The sequence below is a fragment of the Leucobacter aridicollis genome (assembly GCF_024399335.1).
Taxonomy (GTDB): Bacteria; Actinomycetota; Actinomycetes; order Actinomycetales; family Microbacteriaceae; genus Leucobacter; species Leucobacter aridicollis_A.
The window spans coordinates 1,346,004-1,365,609 of record NZ_CP075339.1 but is presented as its reverse complement, the minus strand read 5'-3'; the positions used below and the strand labels follow the sequence as shown (position 1 = coordinate 1,365,609).

General features: G+C 65.2%; 13 protein-coding genes. 7 read left to right on the top strand and 6 right to left on the bottom strand.

The window, feature by feature from the left end; translation table 11 throughout:
- The first annotated feature begins 7 nt into the window (after positions 1 to 7).
- Positions 8 to 1,162 (top strand): CaiB/BaiF CoA transferase family protein, encoded by a 1,155-nt coding sequence (locus KI794_RS06070; RefSeq protein ID WP_119282965.1) that lies wholly within the window; start codon positions 8 to 10, stop codon positions 1,160 to 1,162.
- 75 nt (positions 1,163 to 1,237) lie between these two features.
- On the opposite strand, the gene KI794_RS06065 is transcribed toward KI794_RS06070, so the two are convergent.
- Both KI794_RS06065 and KI794_RS06060 read right to left on the bottom strand, forming a co-directional pair.
- A complete protein-coding gene (locus tag KI794_RS06065; protein ID WP_255809493.1) occupies positions 1,238 to 3,808 on the bottom strand; it encodes a DEAD/DEAH box helicase in 2,571 nt (856 codons plus the stop codon).
- A gap of 74 nt (positions 3,809 to 3,882) precedes the next feature.
- A complete protein-coding gene (locus tag KI794_RS06060) occupies positions 3,883 to 5,274 on the bottom strand; it encodes a DUF2130 domain-containing protein (protein WP_255809491.1) in 1,392 nt (463 codons plus the stop codon).
- Between the two features lie 120 nt (positions 5,275 to 5,394).
- Here KI794_RS06060 and KI794_RS06055 point away from each other — a divergent pair, with 120 nt between their 5' ends.
- The 4 genes from KI794_RS06055 (at position 5,395) to KI794_RS06040 (ending at position 11,258) form a co-directional block, all read left to right on the top strand.
- Positions 5,395 to 6,480 carry an NADH:flavin oxidoreductase/NADH oxidase gene (locus tag KI794_RS06055; protein WP_255809489.1) on the top strand — a complete coding sequence of 362 codons (1,086 nt, stop codon included), beginning with the start codon at positions 5,395 to 5,397 and terminating at the stop codon, positions 6,478 to 6,480.
- Between the two features lie 3 nt (positions 6,481 to 6,483).
- A complete protein-coding gene (locus KI794_RS06050) occupies positions 6,484 to 7,743 on the top strand; it encodes a winged helix DNA-binding domain-containing protein (RefSeq protein ID WP_255809487.1) in 1,260 nt (419 codons plus the stop codon).
- Positions 7,744 to 7,822: 79 nt separating this feature from the next.
- Entirely contained in the window at positions 7,823 to 9,559 is a 1,737-nt protein-coding gene (locus tag KI794_RS06045; protein WP_119282960.1) for a cation:proton antiporter, read from the top strand.
- 262 nt (positions 9,560 to 9,821) lie between these two features.
- Positions 9,822 to 11,258, top strand: a complete 1,437-nt coding sequence (locus KI794_RS06040; protein WP_255809484.1) for an amino acid permease — start codon at positions 9,822 to 9,824, stop codon at positions 11,256 to 11,258.
- Positions 11,259 to 11,327: 69 nt separating this feature from the next.
- On the opposite strand, the gene KI794_RS06035 is transcribed toward KI794_RS06040, so the two are convergent.
- Both KI794_RS06035 and KI794_RS06030 read right to left on the bottom strand, forming a co-directional pair.
- On the bottom strand, positions 11,328 to 11,909 hold the full coding sequence (locus KI794_RS06035; protein ID WP_119282958.1) for an isochorismatase family protein: 582 nt from the start codon (positions 11,907 to 11,909) through the stop codon (positions 11,328 to 11,330).
- A gap of 155 nt (positions 11,910 to 12,064) precedes the next feature.
- Positions 12,065 to 12,547: an Lrp/AsnC family transcriptional regulator gene (locus KI794_RS06030; RefSeq protein ID WP_119282957.1), complete on the bottom strand. Its 483-nt coding sequence runs from the start codon at positions 12,545 to 12,547 to the stop codon at positions 12,065 to 12,067.
- 198 nt (positions 12,548 to 12,745) lie between these two features.
- Between KI794_RS06030 and ald the strand changes: the two genes are divergently transcribed.
- Both ald and KI794_RS06020 read left to right on the top strand, forming a co-directional pair.
- On the top strand, positions 12,746 to 13,873 hold the full coding sequence (gene ald, locus KI794_RS06025) for an alanine dehydrogenase (RefSeq protein WP_119282956.1): 1,128 nt from the start codon (positions 12,746 to 12,748) through the stop codon (positions 13,871 to 13,873).
- A 24-nt stretch (positions 13,874 to 13,897) separates the two neighbouring features.
- Positions 13,898 to 14,431 (top strand): hypothetical protein, encoded by a 534-nt coding sequence (locus KI794_RS06020; protein WP_255809481.1) that lies wholly within the window; start codon positions 13,898 to 13,900, stop codon positions 14,429 to 14,431.
- Positions 14,432 to 14,578: 147 nt separating this feature from the next.
- On the opposite strand, the gene KI794_RS06015 is transcribed toward KI794_RS06020, so the two are convergent.
- Positions 14,579 to 15,850, bottom strand: a complete 1,272-nt coding sequence (locus KI794_RS06015; protein ID WP_255809479.1) for a pyridoxal phosphate-dependent aminotransferase — start codon at positions 15,848 to 15,850, stop codon at positions 14,579 to 14,581.
- A 9-nt stretch (positions 15,851 to 15,859) separates the two neighbouring features.
- Entirely contained in the window at positions 15,860 to 19,588 is a 3,729-nt protein-coding gene (locus KI794_RS06010) for a TM0106 family RecB-like putative nuclease (protein WP_255809478.1), read from the bottom strand.
- Between the last annotated feature and the right edge of the window lie 18 nt (positions 19,589 to 19,606).

Here is a 19,606-nt window from a genome sequence, read left to right as displayed (position 1 = left end):
GCACCCAATGGGCTATCAGTTCGGGTCGCTCGCAGGCCTTCGTGTGATCGATCTATCGCGTGTTCTCGCGGGGCCGCTGTGCACCCAGATCCTCGGTGATCATGGGGCGGACGTGATCAAAGTCGAAGCCCGGTCCGGTGACGATACACGCCGCTGGGGTCCGCCGTTCGTTGGTGAGGGATCAAGCGCCTACTACGAGGGCCTGAACCGCAACAAGCGAAATGTCTGCCTCGATCTCAAAAGCGATTCAGGCAGGAGCCGCCTGCACACACTCCTTGATAGCGCTGACGTGCTTGTTGAGAACTTTCGACACGGAACGCTGGAGTCCTGGGGGCTCTCGGATGAGACGATTCGCACCCGCTGGCCGCGACTTGTGCACTGCAGGATTACGGGCTTTGGCTCCGAGGGTCCTCGTGGAGGACTGCCGGGATACGACGCCGTTGCGCAAGCGTTGGGCGGCCTGATGAGCGTCAACGGCGAGGCGGACGGCCCACCGCTCAAGGTCGGTGTGCCTGTGGTAGACATGGTGACGGGCTTCTACGCGGTAAACGGCATCATGTTTGCTCTGCACGAGCGTGGTCACAGCGGGCTTGGCCAGCTTGTGGACTTGTCGTTGTTCGACACGTCGTTGTCATTGTTGCACCCGCATTCAGCCTCGTGGCTTGCAGACGGCACAGAGGCCAAACGTAGTGGCTCGGCGCACCCGACTATTCAGCCGTATGACAGCTTCGACGCGCTGGACGGCCAGATCTTCATCGCAGTCGGCAACGACGATCAGTTCGATCGGTTCTGCGAGTTCCTTGGCGTCCCAGCACTTGCGACTGACCCGAGGTTCCGCACAAACGGCGATCGGGTCCGCAACCGGCTGGATCTGAAGGCCGTGCTCTCCCCGCTGATCGCTGCGCTCACGCGCGGAGCGTTGGACGAAGAGCTCCGGGCGCGTGGCATACCGGCAGGGGTCGTGCAGTCGGTGAGCGAGGCGCTCACCGACGAACAGGCTCGCGCGCGGTCAATGGTGCTTGAGCTTGCTGGACGCAAGACGCTCGGAATTCCGATCAAGCTGTCGCGAACCCCAGGCAGCGTCGCTGCCCCGCCGCGGCTCCTTGGCCAGGACACCGAGGAGATCTTCGACGAGGAGACAGTCGAGGGGAGGGCTGACTAGAGCGTCAGATGGCCCTGCTCTCCGCCGGGGAGCTTGCGCCCAGCAGCTGCGGCACCAGCTTCTCCCCCGCCGTCGTCAGACCGTCGGCCCAACGCGGGTGACGTGCACAACAGGTTCGCCCTCAAGCTCGGAAGCAGCGAGGTCGATCTCGCCCTCAATACCCCAGTCTCGGTCGCCCGCGGGATCGAGAAGCACCTGTCTGAACTCCCACGCCCCTGCACCCGCCCGGGACTTGTCGAGCGTGAGCAGGCCAGCGGCGCGGGCATCACTGTCGACCCTGATCTCGTCGTACTCGGTGAAGTATCCGTCAAGGGCGTCGCGCCATTTCTGCACGGCGAAACCATTGGAAGCGTCGAGCGCCTCGAGCTCGTCATACTGTTCGAACGCCGCCGCCTGCACTCGCCGAAACAGGGCATTACGCACCATCACCATGAACGCCCGCTCGTTCGCGAGGAGCGAGCGCGCCGGTGGCGGCCCGACGAGTGCTGTCTCGTTCGAATCGCGCTCCGCGGCGAGCGCGGCAGCCACATCCGGATTCGACAGCTCGGTCCACTCGTCGATCAAGCTCGAGTCAACTTGCCGGACGAGCTCCCCGAGCCACTCGATGATCTCGTCGAGCTCCTCCGTCTTTGCCGCCTCGGGCACGGTCCGCTCGAGCGCACGGTACGCATCGCTCAGGTAGCGGAGCACACCGCCCTCGGCCCGGCCCAGACCGTAGTAGTTCACGAGGTCGCGGAACCCGAAGGCGCGCTCGATCATGTCTCGCACGACCGATTTCGGCCGCAATTCGTAGTCGCGCGCCCAGGGCACTTCCTTCAGATACGCTTCGAATGCTTCGCTGAGGAGGTCGGCGAGCGGCTGCGGGTGGGTGATCTCCTCGAGCAGCTCCATGCGCTCCTCGTACTCGATGCCCTCGGCTTTCATCGCCCCGATCGCCTCGCCGCGTGCGCGATGCTCCTGGGCGCGGACGATCGCGCGCGGATCTTCGAGCGTCGCTTCGATGACTGAGATCGCATCGAGCGCGTAGCTTTCCGATTCGGGGTCGAGCAGCTCTAGCGCGGCAAGTGCGAATGGCGACAGCGGCTGGTTCAGCGCAAAGTTCGACTGGAGCTCGACGGTGAGACGCAAAAGCTTCTGCCCTGAACCGTCGACGTAGGTCTCGACGATCCCACCGCGCACAAGCGTACGGAAGATCTCGATCGCGGTTCGCGCGTGGGCGAACTGCGCGGCACGCGGCTCGTGGCTGTCGAACACTAGGGTGCGGAGCGTCGCGAGCGCATCGCCCTCGAAATCCTCACCGCGGCCAATGACGCCGAGCACCATCGAGTGAGTGATCCGCATGCGGCTCACGAGCGGCTCTGGCGACGCCGCCACGAGCTTGTCAAGCGTCTGTTCGTTCCAGGCAACGAACCCCTGCGGCGGCGACTTCTTCTTCGCCGGTTTTGCCTTCTTGCCGCCGCTTGCTTTGGCAGCCGCCTTCGCGGCAGCGCGGGCGTTCTCGACCTCAAACTCCGGGGCGAGCGCAATGACGTCACCCTCGGTGTCGAAGCCGGCACGGCCCGCGCGACCTGCGATCTGGTGGAATTCCCGCGCCGAGAGGCGGCGCATCTTCTCGCCGTCGTACTTCGTGAGCGCGGTAATGACGACGGTGCGGATCGGCACATTGATCCCTACGCCGAGGGTGTCCGTGCCGCAGATGACTTTGAGGAGCCCGCGCTGCGCGAGTTGCTCAACGAGGCGGCGGTACTTCGGAAGCATACCTGCGTGGTGTACGCCGATTCCCGAGCGAACCAGCCGCGAGAGTGACTGACCAAAGCCAGCCGAGAATCTGAACGCCCCGATCGCCTCGGCGATCTCGTCGCGCCCGGCGCGGTCCACGAGTTTGATGCTTGCGAGAGCCTGCGCCTGCTCGACTGCGTGCGACTGATTGAAATGCACGAGGTATGCGGGTGTCTGGCGATCCTCAACGAGCTGCTCGATGACCTCGTGCGTCGGGGCGACGGCGTAGCTGAAATCGAGCGGTACCGGCCGTTCGACGCCAGTCACGAGTTCCGTGTCACGGCCCGTCCTCCGGCTCAGGTCGTCGGCGAGTTCAGTAACGTCACCGAGTGTCGCCGACATGAGGAGGAACTGCGCGTCCGCCATCAGCAGCAGCGGCACCTGCCACGCCCAGCCTCGATCAGGCTCAGCGTAGAAATGGAACTCGTCCATGACGACCTGGGTGATCCCATTCGCTGTCTTGTCACGCAACGCGAGGTTCGCGAGGATCTCAGCCGTGCAGCAGATGATCGGCGCATCTGAGTTGATTGCAGTGTCGCCTGTGATCATGCCGACCCTGTCGGCACCAAACACGGCGACGAGCTCGAAGAACTTTTCGCTCACGAGCGCCTTGATGGGTGCGGTGTAGACAGTGCGCCGCCCCTCGGCGAGGGCAGCAAAGTGTGCGCCGAGCGCCACGAGCGACTTCCCTGTTCCCGTGGGCGTGGCAAGGACGACGTTCGAGCCGAGAGTCATCCCGAGGATGGCTTCCTCCTGCGCCGGGTACAGGCGCAGCCCGCGCACCTCCCATGCCCACTCTTCGAACATCGCGAAGACCTCGTCCGGTTCAGCGAAGCGCTCGGTGTCGAGGATCTCTCCGAGGTGCATGGTGTCCTAACTCTGACGGGTTGTGATGGGGGCGCGGCGTCTCCCGCTGCCGTTGACGATGCCTGACCGCTCGGCTACTCACCGGGATCAAGCTCAGCGAACTTGTGTTGCATCGTCGGGTTGCCGCGGGTGAGCTTTTTGATTGACACGTCTTGCGCCTTGTTGTTCGCGAGCCGAAGGTTGTTTCCCGAGCGCATGAGCAAGTCTTTCACTTTCTGCATCTCGGCAATTGACTTGTCGATCCGATCGATCGCGTCACCGAACTGGCGCTCGGCGAGCTCGAAGTTCTTGGCGAACGCACCCTTGAACGTTTCAAGCTCGCTCTCGAAGTTTGTGATGTCGATGTTCTGAGACCGCACGAGCTCGAGCTCAGACTTGTACTGCAGCGCACCCAGGGAGGCGTTCCGCAGCAGCGTGATCATCGGAATGAAGAACTGTGGCCGGATGACGTACATCTTCTCAAACCTGTGCGACACGTCAACGATGCCGCTGTTGTACAGTTCACTCTCGGGTTCAAGCAGCGACACAAGCACGGCGTACTCGCACCCTTTGGCACGCCGGTCTTCATCGAGCTTCTTCAGGAAGTCTTCATTTCGCTGCTTGGTCTGCGTCGTGTCGTTCTCGTTCTTCATCTCAAACATGATTGAGACGATCTCAACCCCGTCATCGAGGTCACGGAAGATGTAGTCGCCCTTGGTGCCGCCAGACGCGTCGTTGTCTTTTTCGAAGTAGGCGTTCGGAAATGCGGTCGCGCGAATCTGGTTAAACGTCGTCTCGCAGTGCTGCTCGAGTGTCTCACCCACCATCTTTGTCGACAGCCGAGCCTTCATGTCGCGGAGCCGCTCGATCGCCTCGTCGCGATCTTTCAGCTGAGTCTCGTAGCGATCTTTCAGTGCCTGCTCCGACAGCTGCTGCGAAAGCTCGGCGCGCTCGAGCCCGTTCTTGAGCTCGTCGCGCTCGCGCTCGACAACGCTCACCGCCTCGGTGATCGCGAGCCGCTGCGCGACCTCGACCGACTCGAGCTTCGCGCGCAAAGCCTGGATCTCCGCCTCCTTCTCGGCCGCGGCGCGCTGCTGCGCCGCCTCGAGCTTCGCGGTAGCGAGGTCAACGGCAGCCTCCGCGTCGCGCTTCGACTGCTCAAGCTGCGTTTTGAGAGCGTCGCGCTGCTTCTCGACATCGCCGAGCGCCTCCGCGACGGCGAGGCGCTTGGCGGTCTCCCCCGCTTCGAGCTTCGCCCGCAGATCCTGAATGGCGGCATCCTTCTCTGCTGCCGCTTCACGGAGTTTGCTTTCGGCTGCCGTTCGCGCAAGCTCGAGGGCGCTGAGCTTCTCGCGCTCTGCGAGTTCCAGCCTGTCGTGCAGCTGCTGCTCGAACTCTGCGTCTCTGACCTGCTTCAGAATGTCTGCATAGCCTGCCTCGTCGACGGTGAACGCCTCGCCACAGTGTGGGCATTTGATCTCGCGCATCTCATCTCCTCGGCAGCTCTTCGAACACTGCACCAAGCTTCTCATGCACGACCGACACGGCGTGCGCGACGCGGCCCAGTCGGCAATGCGGTTGTCGGTGGGAGTCGTTACCCTGGGGCCATGGCAAATCCGCTCCTCTTCCAGCCGTTCACGCTCCGCGGGCTCCAGGTCCGAAACCGACTTTGGGTTGCTCCGATGTGCCAATACTCAGTGGCAGAGCGCGACGGAATCCCCCGAGATTGGCACCTGCAGCACATCGGCGGGCTTGCACGCGGTGGCGCCGGGCTCGTCGTTGTCGAAGCAACCGCCGTCGTTCCCGAAGGGCGCATTTCCCCCGAAGATCTCGGCATCTGGGGCGAGGAGCACGAGCGGGCGTTCGGCCGTGTCGTCGATATCGCGCACTCACACGGCGCCCGCATTGCTGTCCAGCTCGCACACGCCGGCCGCAAGGCGTCCACTTACAAGGCGTGGCCAGGCCTTCCGACGGGAACAGAGCCCGTGGAGTCAGGTGGCTGGGAGCCCGTCGCGCCATCAGCGATTCGTTTCAGCGAAGCGCACGCGGTACCGCGGGCACTTGACACCGCCGAGCTTCCCGCCCTCGTCGATGCGTTTGTCGCCGCCGCCGGGCGCGCGGTCCGCGCGGGCTTCGACGCCGTCGAGGTGCACGCAGCTCACGGCTACTTGTTGCACGAGTTTCTGTCGCCGCTGTCAAACGACCGCACCGACGAGTACGGCGGCCCACTCGAGAACCGAGCTCGGCTGCTGCGTGAAGTTGTCCGCGGGGTCCGGGCCGCACACCCTGAGCTCCCGATGCTTGTGCGAATCTCGGCGAGCGAATGGACGGCTGATGGCTTCGAGGTCGAGGAGGCCGCCAGTGTCGCTGAGTGGCTTGCCGAGGACGGCGCAGACCTCGTCGACGTTTCATCTGCAGGCAACCTCCCGGTCGCCCCGCCGAGGGTCGGCCCCTCCTACCAGGTGCCGCTAGCCGAACGCGTAGGTCGCGGGCCGCTGCCAGTTGGCGCGGTTGGGCTCATCACGTCGGCGCAGCAGGCCGAGAGCATCCTCGTGACGGGCCAGGCCGACGTCGTCTTTCTTGGCAGGCCGCTCCTCACGAACCCCCACCTGCCGCTGCAGTGGGCCTCCGAGCTGCGCGCGGAAGACGCGGCGGATCTCGTTCCGCCCCAGTACCACCGGGCACGGTTCTAAACCGTGGCGCTCACGCTGACCGACGATGCGCTCCTCCGAGCGCGAATGTACGCGCTCGGGCTCGACTCGGCGAACGCAGCAGACCTGGAGGCACGCCCTGCCGCCCAGGCGGCGCACCCAGCCGACTCGGCGGCACACCCAGCGGTGGCCGCCGCCAGCTCAGCAGCGGGCGCCACTGCGGCCACAGGGCGCGTACGTGCCGTTGTATCTCACCTTTTCGCGTTGCAGGGACAGGACTGGCGGTCGTCGCGCTGGGCCGTCGGCGTCCGTGCATCGGGCACCACCTCAGCCGACGTCGTCGCTGCGATGAACGCTGGCGCAATCGTGAGGTCCTGGCCGATGCGCGGCACCGTCCATCTCGTGCCTGCAGAGGACATCGGGTGGATGCAGCGGCTGACGAACCCCCGAGTTGTCGCCGGTGCTGCAAAGCGGCGTGCGTTTCTCGGCATGAGCGATGCCGTGCTTGATCGCGCGACCGAGGTTTCGCTCGCCGCACTCGCTGGCACGAGCCTCAACCGCACCGAACTCGCCCAGGCATGGACCGACGCAGGGATCGACTGGCAGCCGAGCTGGCGCTACCACCTCATTTGGTGGCTGTGCCAGAACGGCCTCACAACGTTTGGCCCAGTGCGCCAAGATGCGGGCACGCAGGCCGATCCTGAACCGCGCCTCGTACTCGCCGACGAGTGGATTCGGCGGCCGCGTGACCTCACGGGCGATGAAGCGCTCGCCGAATTCGCCGCCCGCTACGTGCGCGGGCGAGGAGCGGTGAGCCGCAAGGACCTCGCGTCGTGGGCAATGCTCCCAGCGGCGAGCGCTGCGCACGGGCTCGCCCTTGCGGCCGAGCAGGGGGCAATCGTCGAGGCTCGGCGCGACGGGGTGACCGGTGCCGCGGGCGCACTGTGGGCCGCGCCAGAAGCGCTCGAGGCGGTGGAGACCCAGTCACCGGGCGCCGATCACGATCACTGGCAGCTGCTCCCAGCGTTCGACGAACACATCCTCGGCTTCTCGGAGCGGTCGCCCCAGTTTGACGCGCGACACCTCGGCCATCTGATCCCTGGGAAGAACGGCATGTTTCTCGCGACCATCGTGCACGGGGGCCGCGCAGTCGGTACGTGGCGGCGCGACCCGAAGACGCGAGTCATCGCGTGCACGCCGTTCGACGGCGAACGCCTCGACGTTGGCGCGCTCGGCTCTGCATCGAGGCCGTGGGCTGCGTTCTACGGCGAGGCCGATCCGGAGATCGCACTCGCACCCAGATAGCTGGGCACCCCCGTTCGCGCCCGCCGCAGCCGACACCGTGGACTTTCCCGAGCCATGCCGCGCATGAGAAACTAGGGCGATGGAGCTTGCACTTGTCGCAGTAGCAGCCGTCGTCGTGCTTGTGGGGGTCTCCCTGGTCAGCGGCCGTATCGGAATCGCGGCACCGCTCGTGCTCGTTGTCGTCGGCATCGGGATCGGCTATCTGCCAGGCGTTCCGCTCATCGAGATCAATCCAGAGATCATCCTGCTCGGCGTGCTGCCGCCGCTGCTGTACTCGGCCGCAATGAACGTGCCCTTCGTGGACTTCCGTCGAAATCTTCGACCGGTGGCCGGCCTGTCGGTGCTGCTCGTCATCATTTCCGCGTTGCTCGTCGGGTGGCTCCTCCACCTCGTAGTGCCTGCTCTCCCCTTCCCCGCTGCCGTCGCGCTCGGCGCAGTCATCAGCCCACCCGACGCCGTCGCCGCAACCTCGATCGGCAAGCGACTCGGGCTGCCCGAGCGCATCGTAGCTATCCTCGAGGGTGAGAGCCTCGTGAACGACGCGACGTCGCTCGTGCTGCTGCGCACCGCGCTCGCGGCTGTCTCAGGCAGCTTCGTGTTCTGGGAGGCGGCTGGCGCATTCGTGTTCTCGGTCGTCGCAGCGATCGCTGTCGGACTCCTGATGGGCTTCCTCACCGTATGGATCCGCGCCAGGCTCAACAACCCAGTTCACGACACGCTCGTGTCGTTTGTCGTCCCATTCGTTGCGTTCATCCCCGCCGAAGTCATCGGCGCCTCCGGCGTGCTCTCGGTCGTCGTAACGGGCTTGTACACCGGCTATCACTCGGTACGGCGGTTCAGCGCGATCGCCCGAACGAACGAGCGGCTGAACTGGCGGACCGTGCAGTTCATCTTGGAGAACGGCGTCTTTCTCATCATGGGATTGCAGCTGCACGTGCTCGTGAATGAGGTCACCGATTCGACGTTCCACCTGGGTCACGTCGCTCTGATCGCCGGTGCGCTCGTGCTGCTGCTTATCGTCACCCGCGCACTCTTCGTCGTGCCGCTCGTGTTCCTCATGCGCGGCGAACCGAGGCGCAGGAAAGCAAAGGGCGATGAGCTGGCGCGGATGGAGGCGCGCCTCGCGAAGAACGGCCGCGCTGACGACGAGCGGGCCAAACGCCGCCTGAAACTCATGCAGGACCGAGCGAAGGCCGACCTCGAGCACGAGCTCGAGCAGCAACTTGGATGGCGTGACGGCGTAGTGCTCACCTGGAGTGCCATGCGGGGCGTCGTGACGCTCGCCGCCGCGCAGTCGATCTCGACTGATGTCCCGTACCGCCCGCAGATCATTCTCATCGCATTCCTCGTCGCGGTCGCGACGCTCCTCCTCCACGGCCTCACGCTGCCGGCTGTCATTCGGTGGTTGTGGCCGCGCGGTGTGAAGTCGGGAGCTGACGACACTGAGGTTCGGGCACTCAGTCACGACCTCGTTGACGCGGGGCTCGAAGCGATCGACGACGAGCTCACCGTCGAGAGCGAAGACCCGAACCGGCAGATGACGCCAGATACCGTCGTGCAGCGCGCGAAGATCTCAACGAAAGCGGCTCTCGGGCCGCTCGCCCTGCGCTTCCACGAGACAGGGGCGATCCCGGTACAAGCCGCGGAAACCCCCGCCGAGGCATACCTGCGGCTGACGAGAATCGCACTCGAAGCGCAGCGCGCAACACTCATCGAGGAGCGCGCGATCGGCCGCTACAGCTCGCAGGCGCTTCGCGCGGCGGGGCTCGCACTCGACGCCCAGGAGGCGCGGCTCTCGCCCATGGCCGAAGAGTAGCCGGAGCCCCGCGACTCGGCCCAGCGGTATCCCCGCCGGCAACTTCGACAGGCGCCCGAAAGGCCACTCAAGTCTCAAGGTTTGCTCAAGCGGCGAGCGCCGCGTACATGCCGATTGCTAGCGTGTGTGACGCGCGTGCCCACACGTCCGGCCTCTTATGCCGCTGCGTGTGACCGCGCAGTGATATGTCGGTGTGGCCGTGTGACGATGAGACGCGCTCCCGGCGAACCCCGACGCAGCTCAGAGAAACGGAACACGCCCAATGGCCCGACAGGCCCCCGCAGACGCTCACGACGGCCTCGAACGCGGACTCACGAACAGACATTTGCAGCTCATCGCCATCGGCGGGGCGATCGGTACCGGCCTGTTCCTCGGTTCTGGAAAGGTCATCAGCCTGACGGGCCCCTCCGTGCTGTTCATTTACGCGGGCATCGGCTGCATGATGTTCCTGCTCATGCGGGCGCTTGGTGAGCTGCTGCTCTCGAACCTGAACTACAAGACGTTCGGCGACATCGCGAAAGACCTCATCGGGCCGTGGGCGGGGTTCTTCGTCTCTTGGACCTACTGGGTGACATGGATCGTGATCTGCATCGCAGACATCATCGCGATCACGAGCTACGTTTCATACATCAACGCCGACATCCCGAACTGGGTACCAGCCCTCATCACCGCTGCCGTGCTTGTCCTGTTAAACCTGCAGCCCGTGAAGTTCTTTGGCGAGTTCGAGTTCTGGTTCTCGCTCATCAAGATCGTCGCGATCCTCGCGCTCATTGCGACGGGGGTCTTCCTGCTCGTGAGCGGATTCAAGAACCCCGACACTGGAACTTCAGCGTCACTCACGCACCTGTGGGAGCATGGCGGACTGTTCCCGTTCGGCGCGAGCGGCTTCCTTCTCGGTTTCCAGCTCGGAATCTTCTCATTCATCGGCGTCGAACTCGTTGGCACCGCCGCTGCAGAGACGAAGGATCCCACACACAACCTCCCGCGCGCGATCAACTCGATCGTGGTTCGCGTGCTCATCTTCTACATTGGCGCGCTCACCGTGATTATGGCGATCACTCCCTGGAACAAGCTTGACCCCGATCAGAGTCCGTTCGTCACGACGTTCGCGTACGCAGGGTTCGCAGCTGCGGCGTTCGCCATCAACCTCGTCGTACTCACGTCAGCTGCTTCGAGCGCGAACTCGGGCTTCTACTCGGGCACTCGCATGATGCATTCGCTCGCTCGCGACGGCCACGCTCCCCGGGGTTTCGCTCTCACCGATGCCCGCGGGGTTCCACGTCGTGCGGTGTTCTTCTCGACAGTGTTCGTGCTCTCGGTCGTGCCGATCCTGCTGCTCGGAGAGAGCGTCATCGAGGCGTTCACGTTCGTCACATCTGTCGCTTCCACATTCATCATCTTCGTGTGGAGCATGATCGCGATCAGCTTCATTTGTTACCTGCGCAAGCACCCGGAGCGGCATGCAACTTCCAAGTTCCGCACCCCGCTCGCCCGCGTCACCCCGTGGATCGTGCTCGCCTTCTTCGCGTTCATCCTCGTGACGCTGTCGCTCGCTGCCGACACTCGGCTGCCGCTCGCGTTCACGCCAGTCTGGTTCGTCGCGCTCGCGGTCGCCTGGCAGATCACCAAGCGCCGCCTCGTGCGCAACGGCGAGCCACTCACTGCAACAGTCGACGTTCCGGAGCAGGTGACTGACTAGCTGCGATCCTTCGCAGACACGTCCTCGCGGCGGCCGCTCACCGGGTGGGCGCGGCGCGGCGACCGCTCCCTACAGGATCTCGATGCCTGCAGTGGCAAGCTCGCGAATGGCGGCGACAGATGTCTCAGGCGCAACTCCAGCGATGAGGTCACCCCGAACGCGAACGCGCATGCCGAGCTCCTGCGCGTCGAGCGCCGAGGCGCGCACACAGTAGTCGGTCGCGATACCGACAACGTCGAGCTCGTCGACGCCGGCCTCACGCAGCGTGACCGCGAGCGTCCGGCCGTCGCCCGCGACCCCTTCGAACGCAGAGTACGCGGGCTCGCCCATCCCCTTTCGAACATGCACGTCGATGCGATCAATGTCGAGCGCCGGGTGATACTGGGCGCCCGGGGTCCCACCGACGCAGTGAGTAGGCCAGGTCCCGGCAAAGTCAGGATCAGTTCCCGGCGCCGCAAAGTGCCCGCCGTTGTCGTTGTCGGCGTCGTGCCAATCTCGCGACGCGACGACGAGGGAGTACTGCTCGGCCTCGCGAGCGTTTCGAAGCAGCTCGGTCACGCCCGCCGCGACGGCCGCACCGCCATCGACTCCGAGCGCCCCGCCCTCCGTAAAGTCGTTCTGGACGTCGACGATCAGTAGCGCACGAGACACGGCGATCCACCCCTCATTTCCCGCCGGCTGCCCGGCGGCTGGTGATTCAGCGGTCGGCCGCGGATCTGCGGCGACCGTTCTCCAGCCTACGCCGGGTCTGGGCGAGCGCGCCACAGCGGTGGCGTACCCGCCTCCGGCCGAGCTGCGGGCGTCACCTATGGCTGGCGAACGGGGTTCTGGTGGTGGCTGAAGACGATGCTTGTGCGAGTGGAAGACACCGCTGGGTGCGCGGACAGATTCTCCATCACGAAGTCGCGCACGTGGTCCGAGTCGCGGGCGGCGAGGTGAATGATGAAGTCCTCAACGCCACCCAGGAAGAAGAGCTGCATAACTTCTGGCAGCGCCCGCAGCTCGTCACTCATCTCGGCGATGCGCTGCCGCGCGCCTGACCGCACTGTGACACTGACAAGCACCTGCAGGTCGAGTCCCATTGCTCGCGGGTCGACTGCGGCGGTAAACCCAGTGATGACGCGGCGGGAGACAAGACTGCGAACGCGAGCGATGCACGTCGATGCAGCCACGCCGACACGCTCGGCGAGCTCAGCGTTCGTCATCCGACCGTTCGCCTGCAGCTCTTCCATAATCTTGCGGTCAACCGCGTCTAGATCGTTCTCGAGGCGAAGATTCTTCGATTCCATGCGTGAATTTCCTCTTCCACTTCATGTGCGGCGGGCTCAACAACTGATTCCGAAGAGAATTCACCAAACCTCTGCGGATATCGAATATACTTCAAGTCTATCGCGCCACATCCGCTGTTTCGACCCTTTTGTAGACGAACTTCAACGGATACCGCGATGCAAACTACACACCCGTTACGCATTTATTTGGAGAAGATCATGCGCGTCGGTATTCCCACCGAAATCAAGAACAACGAGAACCGCGTCGCCATCACGCAGGCGGGCGTGTTCGAACTCAAGCGCCGCGGCCACGAAGTACTCGTGCAGGCTGGCGCCGGCCTCGGCTCGGCCATCACTGACGATGAGTACGTAGCCGCAGGCGCGACGATCGTCCCCTCGGCCGACCAGGTGTGGGCTGACAGCGACATGATCCTCAAGGTCAAGGAGCCCATCGCTTCCGAGTACGACAAGATGCGCAAGGACCAGGTGCTCTTCACCTACCTGCACCTCGCGGCAGACAAGACCCTCTCCGAGGCAGTCGTGAAGTCGGGCACCACCGCCATCGCGTACGAGACCGTGCAGCTCGCGAACCGCGGCCTTCCGCTCCTCGCCCCCATGTCTGAGGTCGCTGGTCGTCTCTCGGTGCAGGTCGGCGCATACTCGCTCATGAAGGCAAACGGCGGCCGCGGCATCCTCCTCGGTGGCGTCACCGCTACCCGCCGTGGCAAGGTCGTCGTCATCGGCGGCGGCGCTGCAGGCGAGCAGGCTGCACGCATCGCGTACGGTATGGGCGCAGAGGTCACCGTAATCGACATCGCGATCCCCCGCCTCAAGCAGCTCGAGGACGAGTTCAACGGTCGTATCCAGACCCGCACCTCGAACGCTCACAACATCACCGAGGCACTGAAGGACGCTGACCTCGTCATCGGCTCGGTCCTCATCCCGGGTGAGAAGGCACCGAAGCTCGTCACCGACGAGATGGTTGCTCAGATGAAGGCCGGCTCGGTACTCGTCGACATCGCGATCGACCAGGGCGGCTGCTTCGAGAACTCGCGCCCGACCACGCACGACGATCCCACCTTCCCGGTGCACAACTCGATCTACTACTGCGTCGCGAACATGCCTGGCGCGGTTCCCGAGACCTCGACCGCTGCGCTCACCAACGCAACCCTCCCCTACGTCGTCGCACTCGCCGACAAGGGCTGGGTCAAGGCACTGCAGGCCGATGAGGCACTCGCAAAGGGCCTGAACGCTCACGACGGTGTCATCACCTTCAAGGGCGTCGTTGACGCGTTCCCCGAGCTGCCCTTCAAGGCAGTCGACGAGGTTCTCGCAGCAAACGCGTAATCACTAAGGAGTACTCTGGATCCTATGGATCTTAAGTTCACCTTCGGAGGGGCGTCACCAGATCAGCACGATCACGGTGGCGCCCCTTCGGGCATTCCGCTGCCATTTGCCGGCGCCTCGTCGAGCCCCGTTTCGACTTCGAACGAGCTCGACGTGCTCGTGCGGCTCGTCACCTCGCCGGAAGGGTCGACCGCGATCGCCGAGGTCGTCACAGGTGACGGGGTCACCTATACGCGGAGCGAGGTTGAGCTTGGTCGGCCACGCGCCGTTGGCGGGCCCCTACCAGTTGACTCGGCAGAGCACCTCGACCCGGCAGACATCGAGGCGCTGACGCGGGCAGTCCGTTCAGCGATCTCGCGCGCGGTTGCTGGCCTCGAGGGGCCCCTCGCCTCGGCCATCACCGCGATCGAACTCGACCTTCCCGGCGGAGCCGCAGTTGTGGCGGCGCTCGGCGCAGCCCCCGCCCCGATGAACGATCCGAAGACTGCGGGAACCATCACCGATGCGTTGCAGGCCCGCTTCGGGATCTCGGTTGGAACGCCGATCCGCTTGAAGTAGGCTGCGCTGCTGCAGTTCACCGCGCTGCGCCACCACACGCACCACCTGCGATCGACGCAAGATATGCCAGGCCCCTGAGGCCCCCGGCATATCTTGCGTCTTTCACATACCTACGGCCCAAAGAACGGCAACTGAGCCGCCCCCGCTCTACCCCTGGAAGCGAATGATGCGGTCGAGTGCCTCCGCGACCGCCGCTTCGCCTGCAGCATACGAGAGCCGCACGGCGCGATGCCCGGCGACGGGGTCGAAGTCGCCGCCTGGAACGACCGCGACGTCGGCACCTTCAAGCAGTGCCCGAGCGTACGACGATGAGTTCTCGAAGCGTTCCAGCTGCGGCCCGAGCTCGGAGTAGTAATAGAACGCGCCGTCTGACGGCGCTGCCGTGCCCCAGTTCAGCGCTGATTCAGCTTCAAGGATCAGCGCCCGTGCCTTCGCAAACCCTCGGACAATGCCGTCCCGCTCAGCGTAGGTCTCTGGCGAGAACGCCCGCATCGCGAGCTCCTGTGCAGGAGCAGGGGGTGAGAGTGCAAAGTTCGACGCGAGCGCCTCGAATGGGGCGACGAGGTCTTCGGGGAGGAGCGCCCAGCCGAGTCGCCAGCCCGTCATGCCCCAATATTTCGAGAACGAGTTGATGACGATGGCCTCGCTGTCGAGCTGGACTGCGCTCACGCCGCGTGAGTCTGGGCCAGCATCGACGAACGTGATCCCGTGATAGATCTCGTCGCTGATGAACCGCGTTCTGTTCGCCGCGCACCACTCGGTCAGTGCCTGGAGCTCTGCCCGGGCGAGCATGGTTCCTGTCGGATTGGCGGGCGAGGCCACGATCAAGCCGGCAAGTTCACCGTGTTCGCGCACCGCCTCACTGAGAAGCTCGGGCGTCGGCTGATACCGCGTCTCGGGCCCCGTCGCGATTTCGACAACGTGCACTCCGAGCGCTGTGAGGATATTCCGGTACGCGGGGTACCCGGGGCTCACGAGGGCGACCCTGTCGCCAGGGTCGAAGGCGGTAAGAAACACGAGCTGGAACGCGCCCGAGGAGCCTGTCGTCACTGCCACGCGCCCGGGGTCAATCTCGACGCCATACCAGTCTCGGTAGTGGCCGGCGATTGCCTCCCGGAGAGGGGTGGTGCCGAGCGGGCCCGTATACCCAGCGGGCTGCAGCGTGCCTGGGGCTGGCCGGGCACTCGGCTCCCCCGCGCACAGCGAGACAACGTCGTGTCCCGCGTGCCGCCGACGTGCCACCTCGTCGGTGATCTGCATGACCTCAAATACCGGGATCTCTGAGCGGCGAGAGGCGCTCCGCGGCGTCCGAGCAGACTCGGAAGGTGACGCGAGCGGCGCGCCGGGCACGTCTGCGAGCGGCTTCGGGTCAAGCGTGATCGACGGCGGCGTCTTGAAGGGGCCAGGAACCTTTACCATGGCTCCACGTTACCCGCGCTCGGTGAGTCTGAGGTAACCAGAAAGCGCCGCGACCCCCTCAGCAGAGGTCGGAAGTCCGTCGCCGAGGCTCGGCGCCGAGAACAAATAGCTCGCCCACTGCGCCCGACTGATCGCCACGTTGAGGCGGTTGCGCATGAGCAAGAACTCGAGCCCGCGCGGCACGTCTTCGGGGCTCGAGGCGGCGAGCGTCACGAGCGAAATCACAGCCTCTTGCCCCTGGAACCGGTCGACAGTTCCCACCCGGACACCTGAGAGCCCAACACCGGCGAGGGCTTCAGACACGCACTCGACCTGGGCGTTGTAGGCGGCGACGACGATCACGTCGGACTCGGTGAGCGGGCGCCCCGCGACAGGGCCGCCACAGTCGAGACCCGCACTGCCGGCTCCGGCTTCCTTGGTGCCCGCGCGACGGTCTGCCTCCCGCAGCACTGCAGCCGGGGTGTTGCGCATGCCGAGGAGCCGCTCAATTGTCGCGACCACTGCGGCGGCTTCCTCGACCGAGCTCGTCGAGTTTCCGCGATGTTCGACTGGCCGCCAGTGCAGACCGGGCCCGTCCGCGCCTGACACCGATCGATCCAGTGTACTCGGGTGCGCGTGCAGCCTGCCTGCGTATGAGAGTTCAGAGACAACCTCGGTGAGCTCCGGGCGCATCCTGCGGGTCTCCGCGAGGAAGTATCCGAGCTGCTCCGGCATCGTCTCGCCGCCGTCCAGCAGCCACGACAGGGCCGCCTGGTCGACAGGTTCGGGGTGTGAGCCCTGCGACACCTGCGGCAACTGCTGCTGGTCACCAAGCAGGAGAATCCGCTGTGCTGACACAGACGCTGCGATTGTCGGCGCGAGGGAGAACTGCCCCGCCTCGTCGATGACAAGCAGGTCGAGGCTGCGCCTCGGGAAGCGATCCTCGTTTGAAAAATCCCATGCCGTACCGCCGATGACGGCCCCGCGGCCCCCGAGCCCGTCGATGAACGAGGCATAGCCGTCGCGGCGAAGCACGGTGTAGCCGGGCTGCTCAGTCCCTGGCGCGAGCTTGCCGCCCTGCGGCACCTTTGCGACAAGCCTCGCATCAAGCCCAGCCGAAACCACGCCCTCGAGCACGTTCTCGACGACCTTGTGAGACTGCGCGACAACGCCGATACGCCAGCCGTCTCGTTCGACGAGCCGTCGGATGACCCGAGCTGCAAGGTACGTTTTCCCTGTTCCAGGTGGCCCCTGGACGGCGAGGGCTGCCTCGTCGAGTCCACGGAGACTCGCGAGCACGGCGCCGATCGTCCTCGCATCTTCGCTGCCGCCGGCAGAGAGCGCCTCAGGAGAGCTCGGCGAGACGAGCCCGGTGCCGTCCTGAAGCGTCGGTCGTGATCGGGTGAGCAGGGCGTAGACGGGGTCGCGGGGCGTCTCCCCGAGCAGTTTCGCGGCGACGAGCGAACTGCCCCACTCCTCGATCGCGCCTTTCTGTCGCCCTGCGGGCGGCGGCGGCCCTGGCGTCACCGCGATCGGCAGCGTCGCAAATGGGGCAGCATCGTTCGGGAGTCTCTCTTCAATCGTGACGCCGTCTTCGTGCCGTTCGATCACCTCGACCTGGCGCGCGGCGCGCGCCCCGGGCGCCCCGCCCCACTGCGGGAACGGCGCGGGGTGTTCGTACAGTGCGAACATCTGCGTTCCGGGCTTCAGCGTGCTCCCCGGAGCGACATCGCCGCGCAGCCGCACGCGCCGCCGCTCGACCCGCGCTCGGGGCGCCCTGTGCCACTCCTCTGGCACCTCACTCGCCTCGGCGTCTGCGACGACAACGTCACGCGTGTCTGCCCAGTCTTCGACGGGATCAACGAGCCTCGCGAAGTGAGCCCACCAGAACGATTTCTGCTCACGCTGGTGATAGTCGATAGCGCTGGCTGCGAGTTTCAGCGCGGTGCGGGCCGCGGCGTCTGACTCTGCCTCAGCGAGCTCACGTAGCTGTTCACCGAGCAGGCTGAGTTCGACTGGTGGTTCGCCGCTCCCCGCCAACAGGTCTGGGCTCGTCGGCGCAACCCCATGCTCGCGCGCGATCCCGAGGAGCCAGTCTCGCAGCCTGAGCGTGGACACGCAGTCGTACCTGTTGTAGTCAGCGATGTCGTCAAGCCGGCGCTGCCCGGCAGCGCGTTCAACGGCATCGCTGGAGGTGAGCTGTGCGGCGGCCTCTGCGTACTCAACAACTGACTGCGCGCCGTTCACCACCCCGTCTTCCGCACGCACCTCTGCGCCCATGTACAGCGGCTCGAGCTTCTTTATCGAATACGAACGCGATCCGACCCTGAGCGCCTGCCGCACGATCGGATACAGGTCGACGAGCACGTGCTCGCGCAGCAGCTTGTCAACCTCTGCCTCGCACACACCGTGGCGCGCCGCAATCGACAGCAGGTGGGTGCGCTCGTAACTCGCGTAGTGGTAGATCCGCATACCGGGGTACTGTTCGCGCCGCTCACGTACGAACGCGATGAAGCGTTCGAGCGCTGCACGTTCTTCACTCAGCGTGTGCGCCCAGATCGCAGTGAATTCCTCACGTTCGTCGACCATGCCAAACAGGTAGTCGAGGTTCCAGTGAGCGGTCCCGTCGCGGGTTTCCCTGTAGAACGGGTCGCCCTCGAAATCGAAGAACAGGTCACCAGGGTTCGGCGCGGGAAGCGCCGCGAGTGACGTCGGGGAAACAACTCTGAAACTCGGCGGGGCTGAAACTCCAGCACCCGACCCCGTCTGTTCTGTCTCGATCTGCACGGCGGCCTGCAGCGCGATGCGTTCGAGGGCCGCATCAGTGAGCCCGGGCACCGCGAGCGCCCCAGTCTCGATCGCGGGAAGCGCCTCGGCGACGGCGTCAATCGTCGTGAGGCCAGCCGAGACGAGGGCCTCCCGCTGACGGGGGTACAGTCCGGCGATGAGGAGCGGGTCACGGGATCTTTGAATCTCGGGTTCGCACACCTCGCAGCGACCGCACGCGCTGATCCCGTCAGCACCCCAGGCAACGCCAGGGGCGCTCGCCCACCGACCGTCTGGCCCCACCGAGGCGAAGCTTTCGAGCAGCAGCCTGTGCAAGCGAGCCCGGCGGCGACGAAACACGGGAGCGATGTCTCCGATCTTGTGGGAGGTGCGCTCTCCTGAGCCGAGAATCAGCGTCGCCTCGCTCGCCACAGGAACCCCGATGCGATCGAGCTGCTCGGCGTACGCGGCAAGCTGCATCAGTGCGGTGACCTTAGCTCGGCGAGCGAGCTTCGTGTCTTGGACCTCGTAGCTCCCGTCATCGTGCAGCTCAAGGAAGTCTGCGAATCCAAGAAACGCAATTGCTGGTTCGCCGTGCCCGGGGGCCGCCTGCCGCTGCTCAGGGTCGAAGAATGTCGCTTGGAACACGACTTTAGCACCTCCGACAAGGGCAGTCACTGTCTCTGCGGCGACAGTTGCGAGCGCGTCAGGGGTCATCGCGGCGGGCCGCGGAATCTCAACGACACCGCCAGGCTCGCCTGCACGGCCTTCGCCGTAGGCTTCGCGAAGCTCTGACAGCACACGCTCTTCATGTTCGTCGCCAAGCGCCCCGGCTCTGGCAAGCATCACGTCGTCGTCTGGTGGCACGACGACTGCCCTGCCGAGCTTCACGTCGACCCGTCGCAGGAACGCGAACTCGCACATGCTCGCCGCGGTGAGGTCGCTCGCGCTCGTCACAATGAGCGGCCCTGACTCGGTCTCGCGAACGAACATTGCACCTCTTTTCCGTCG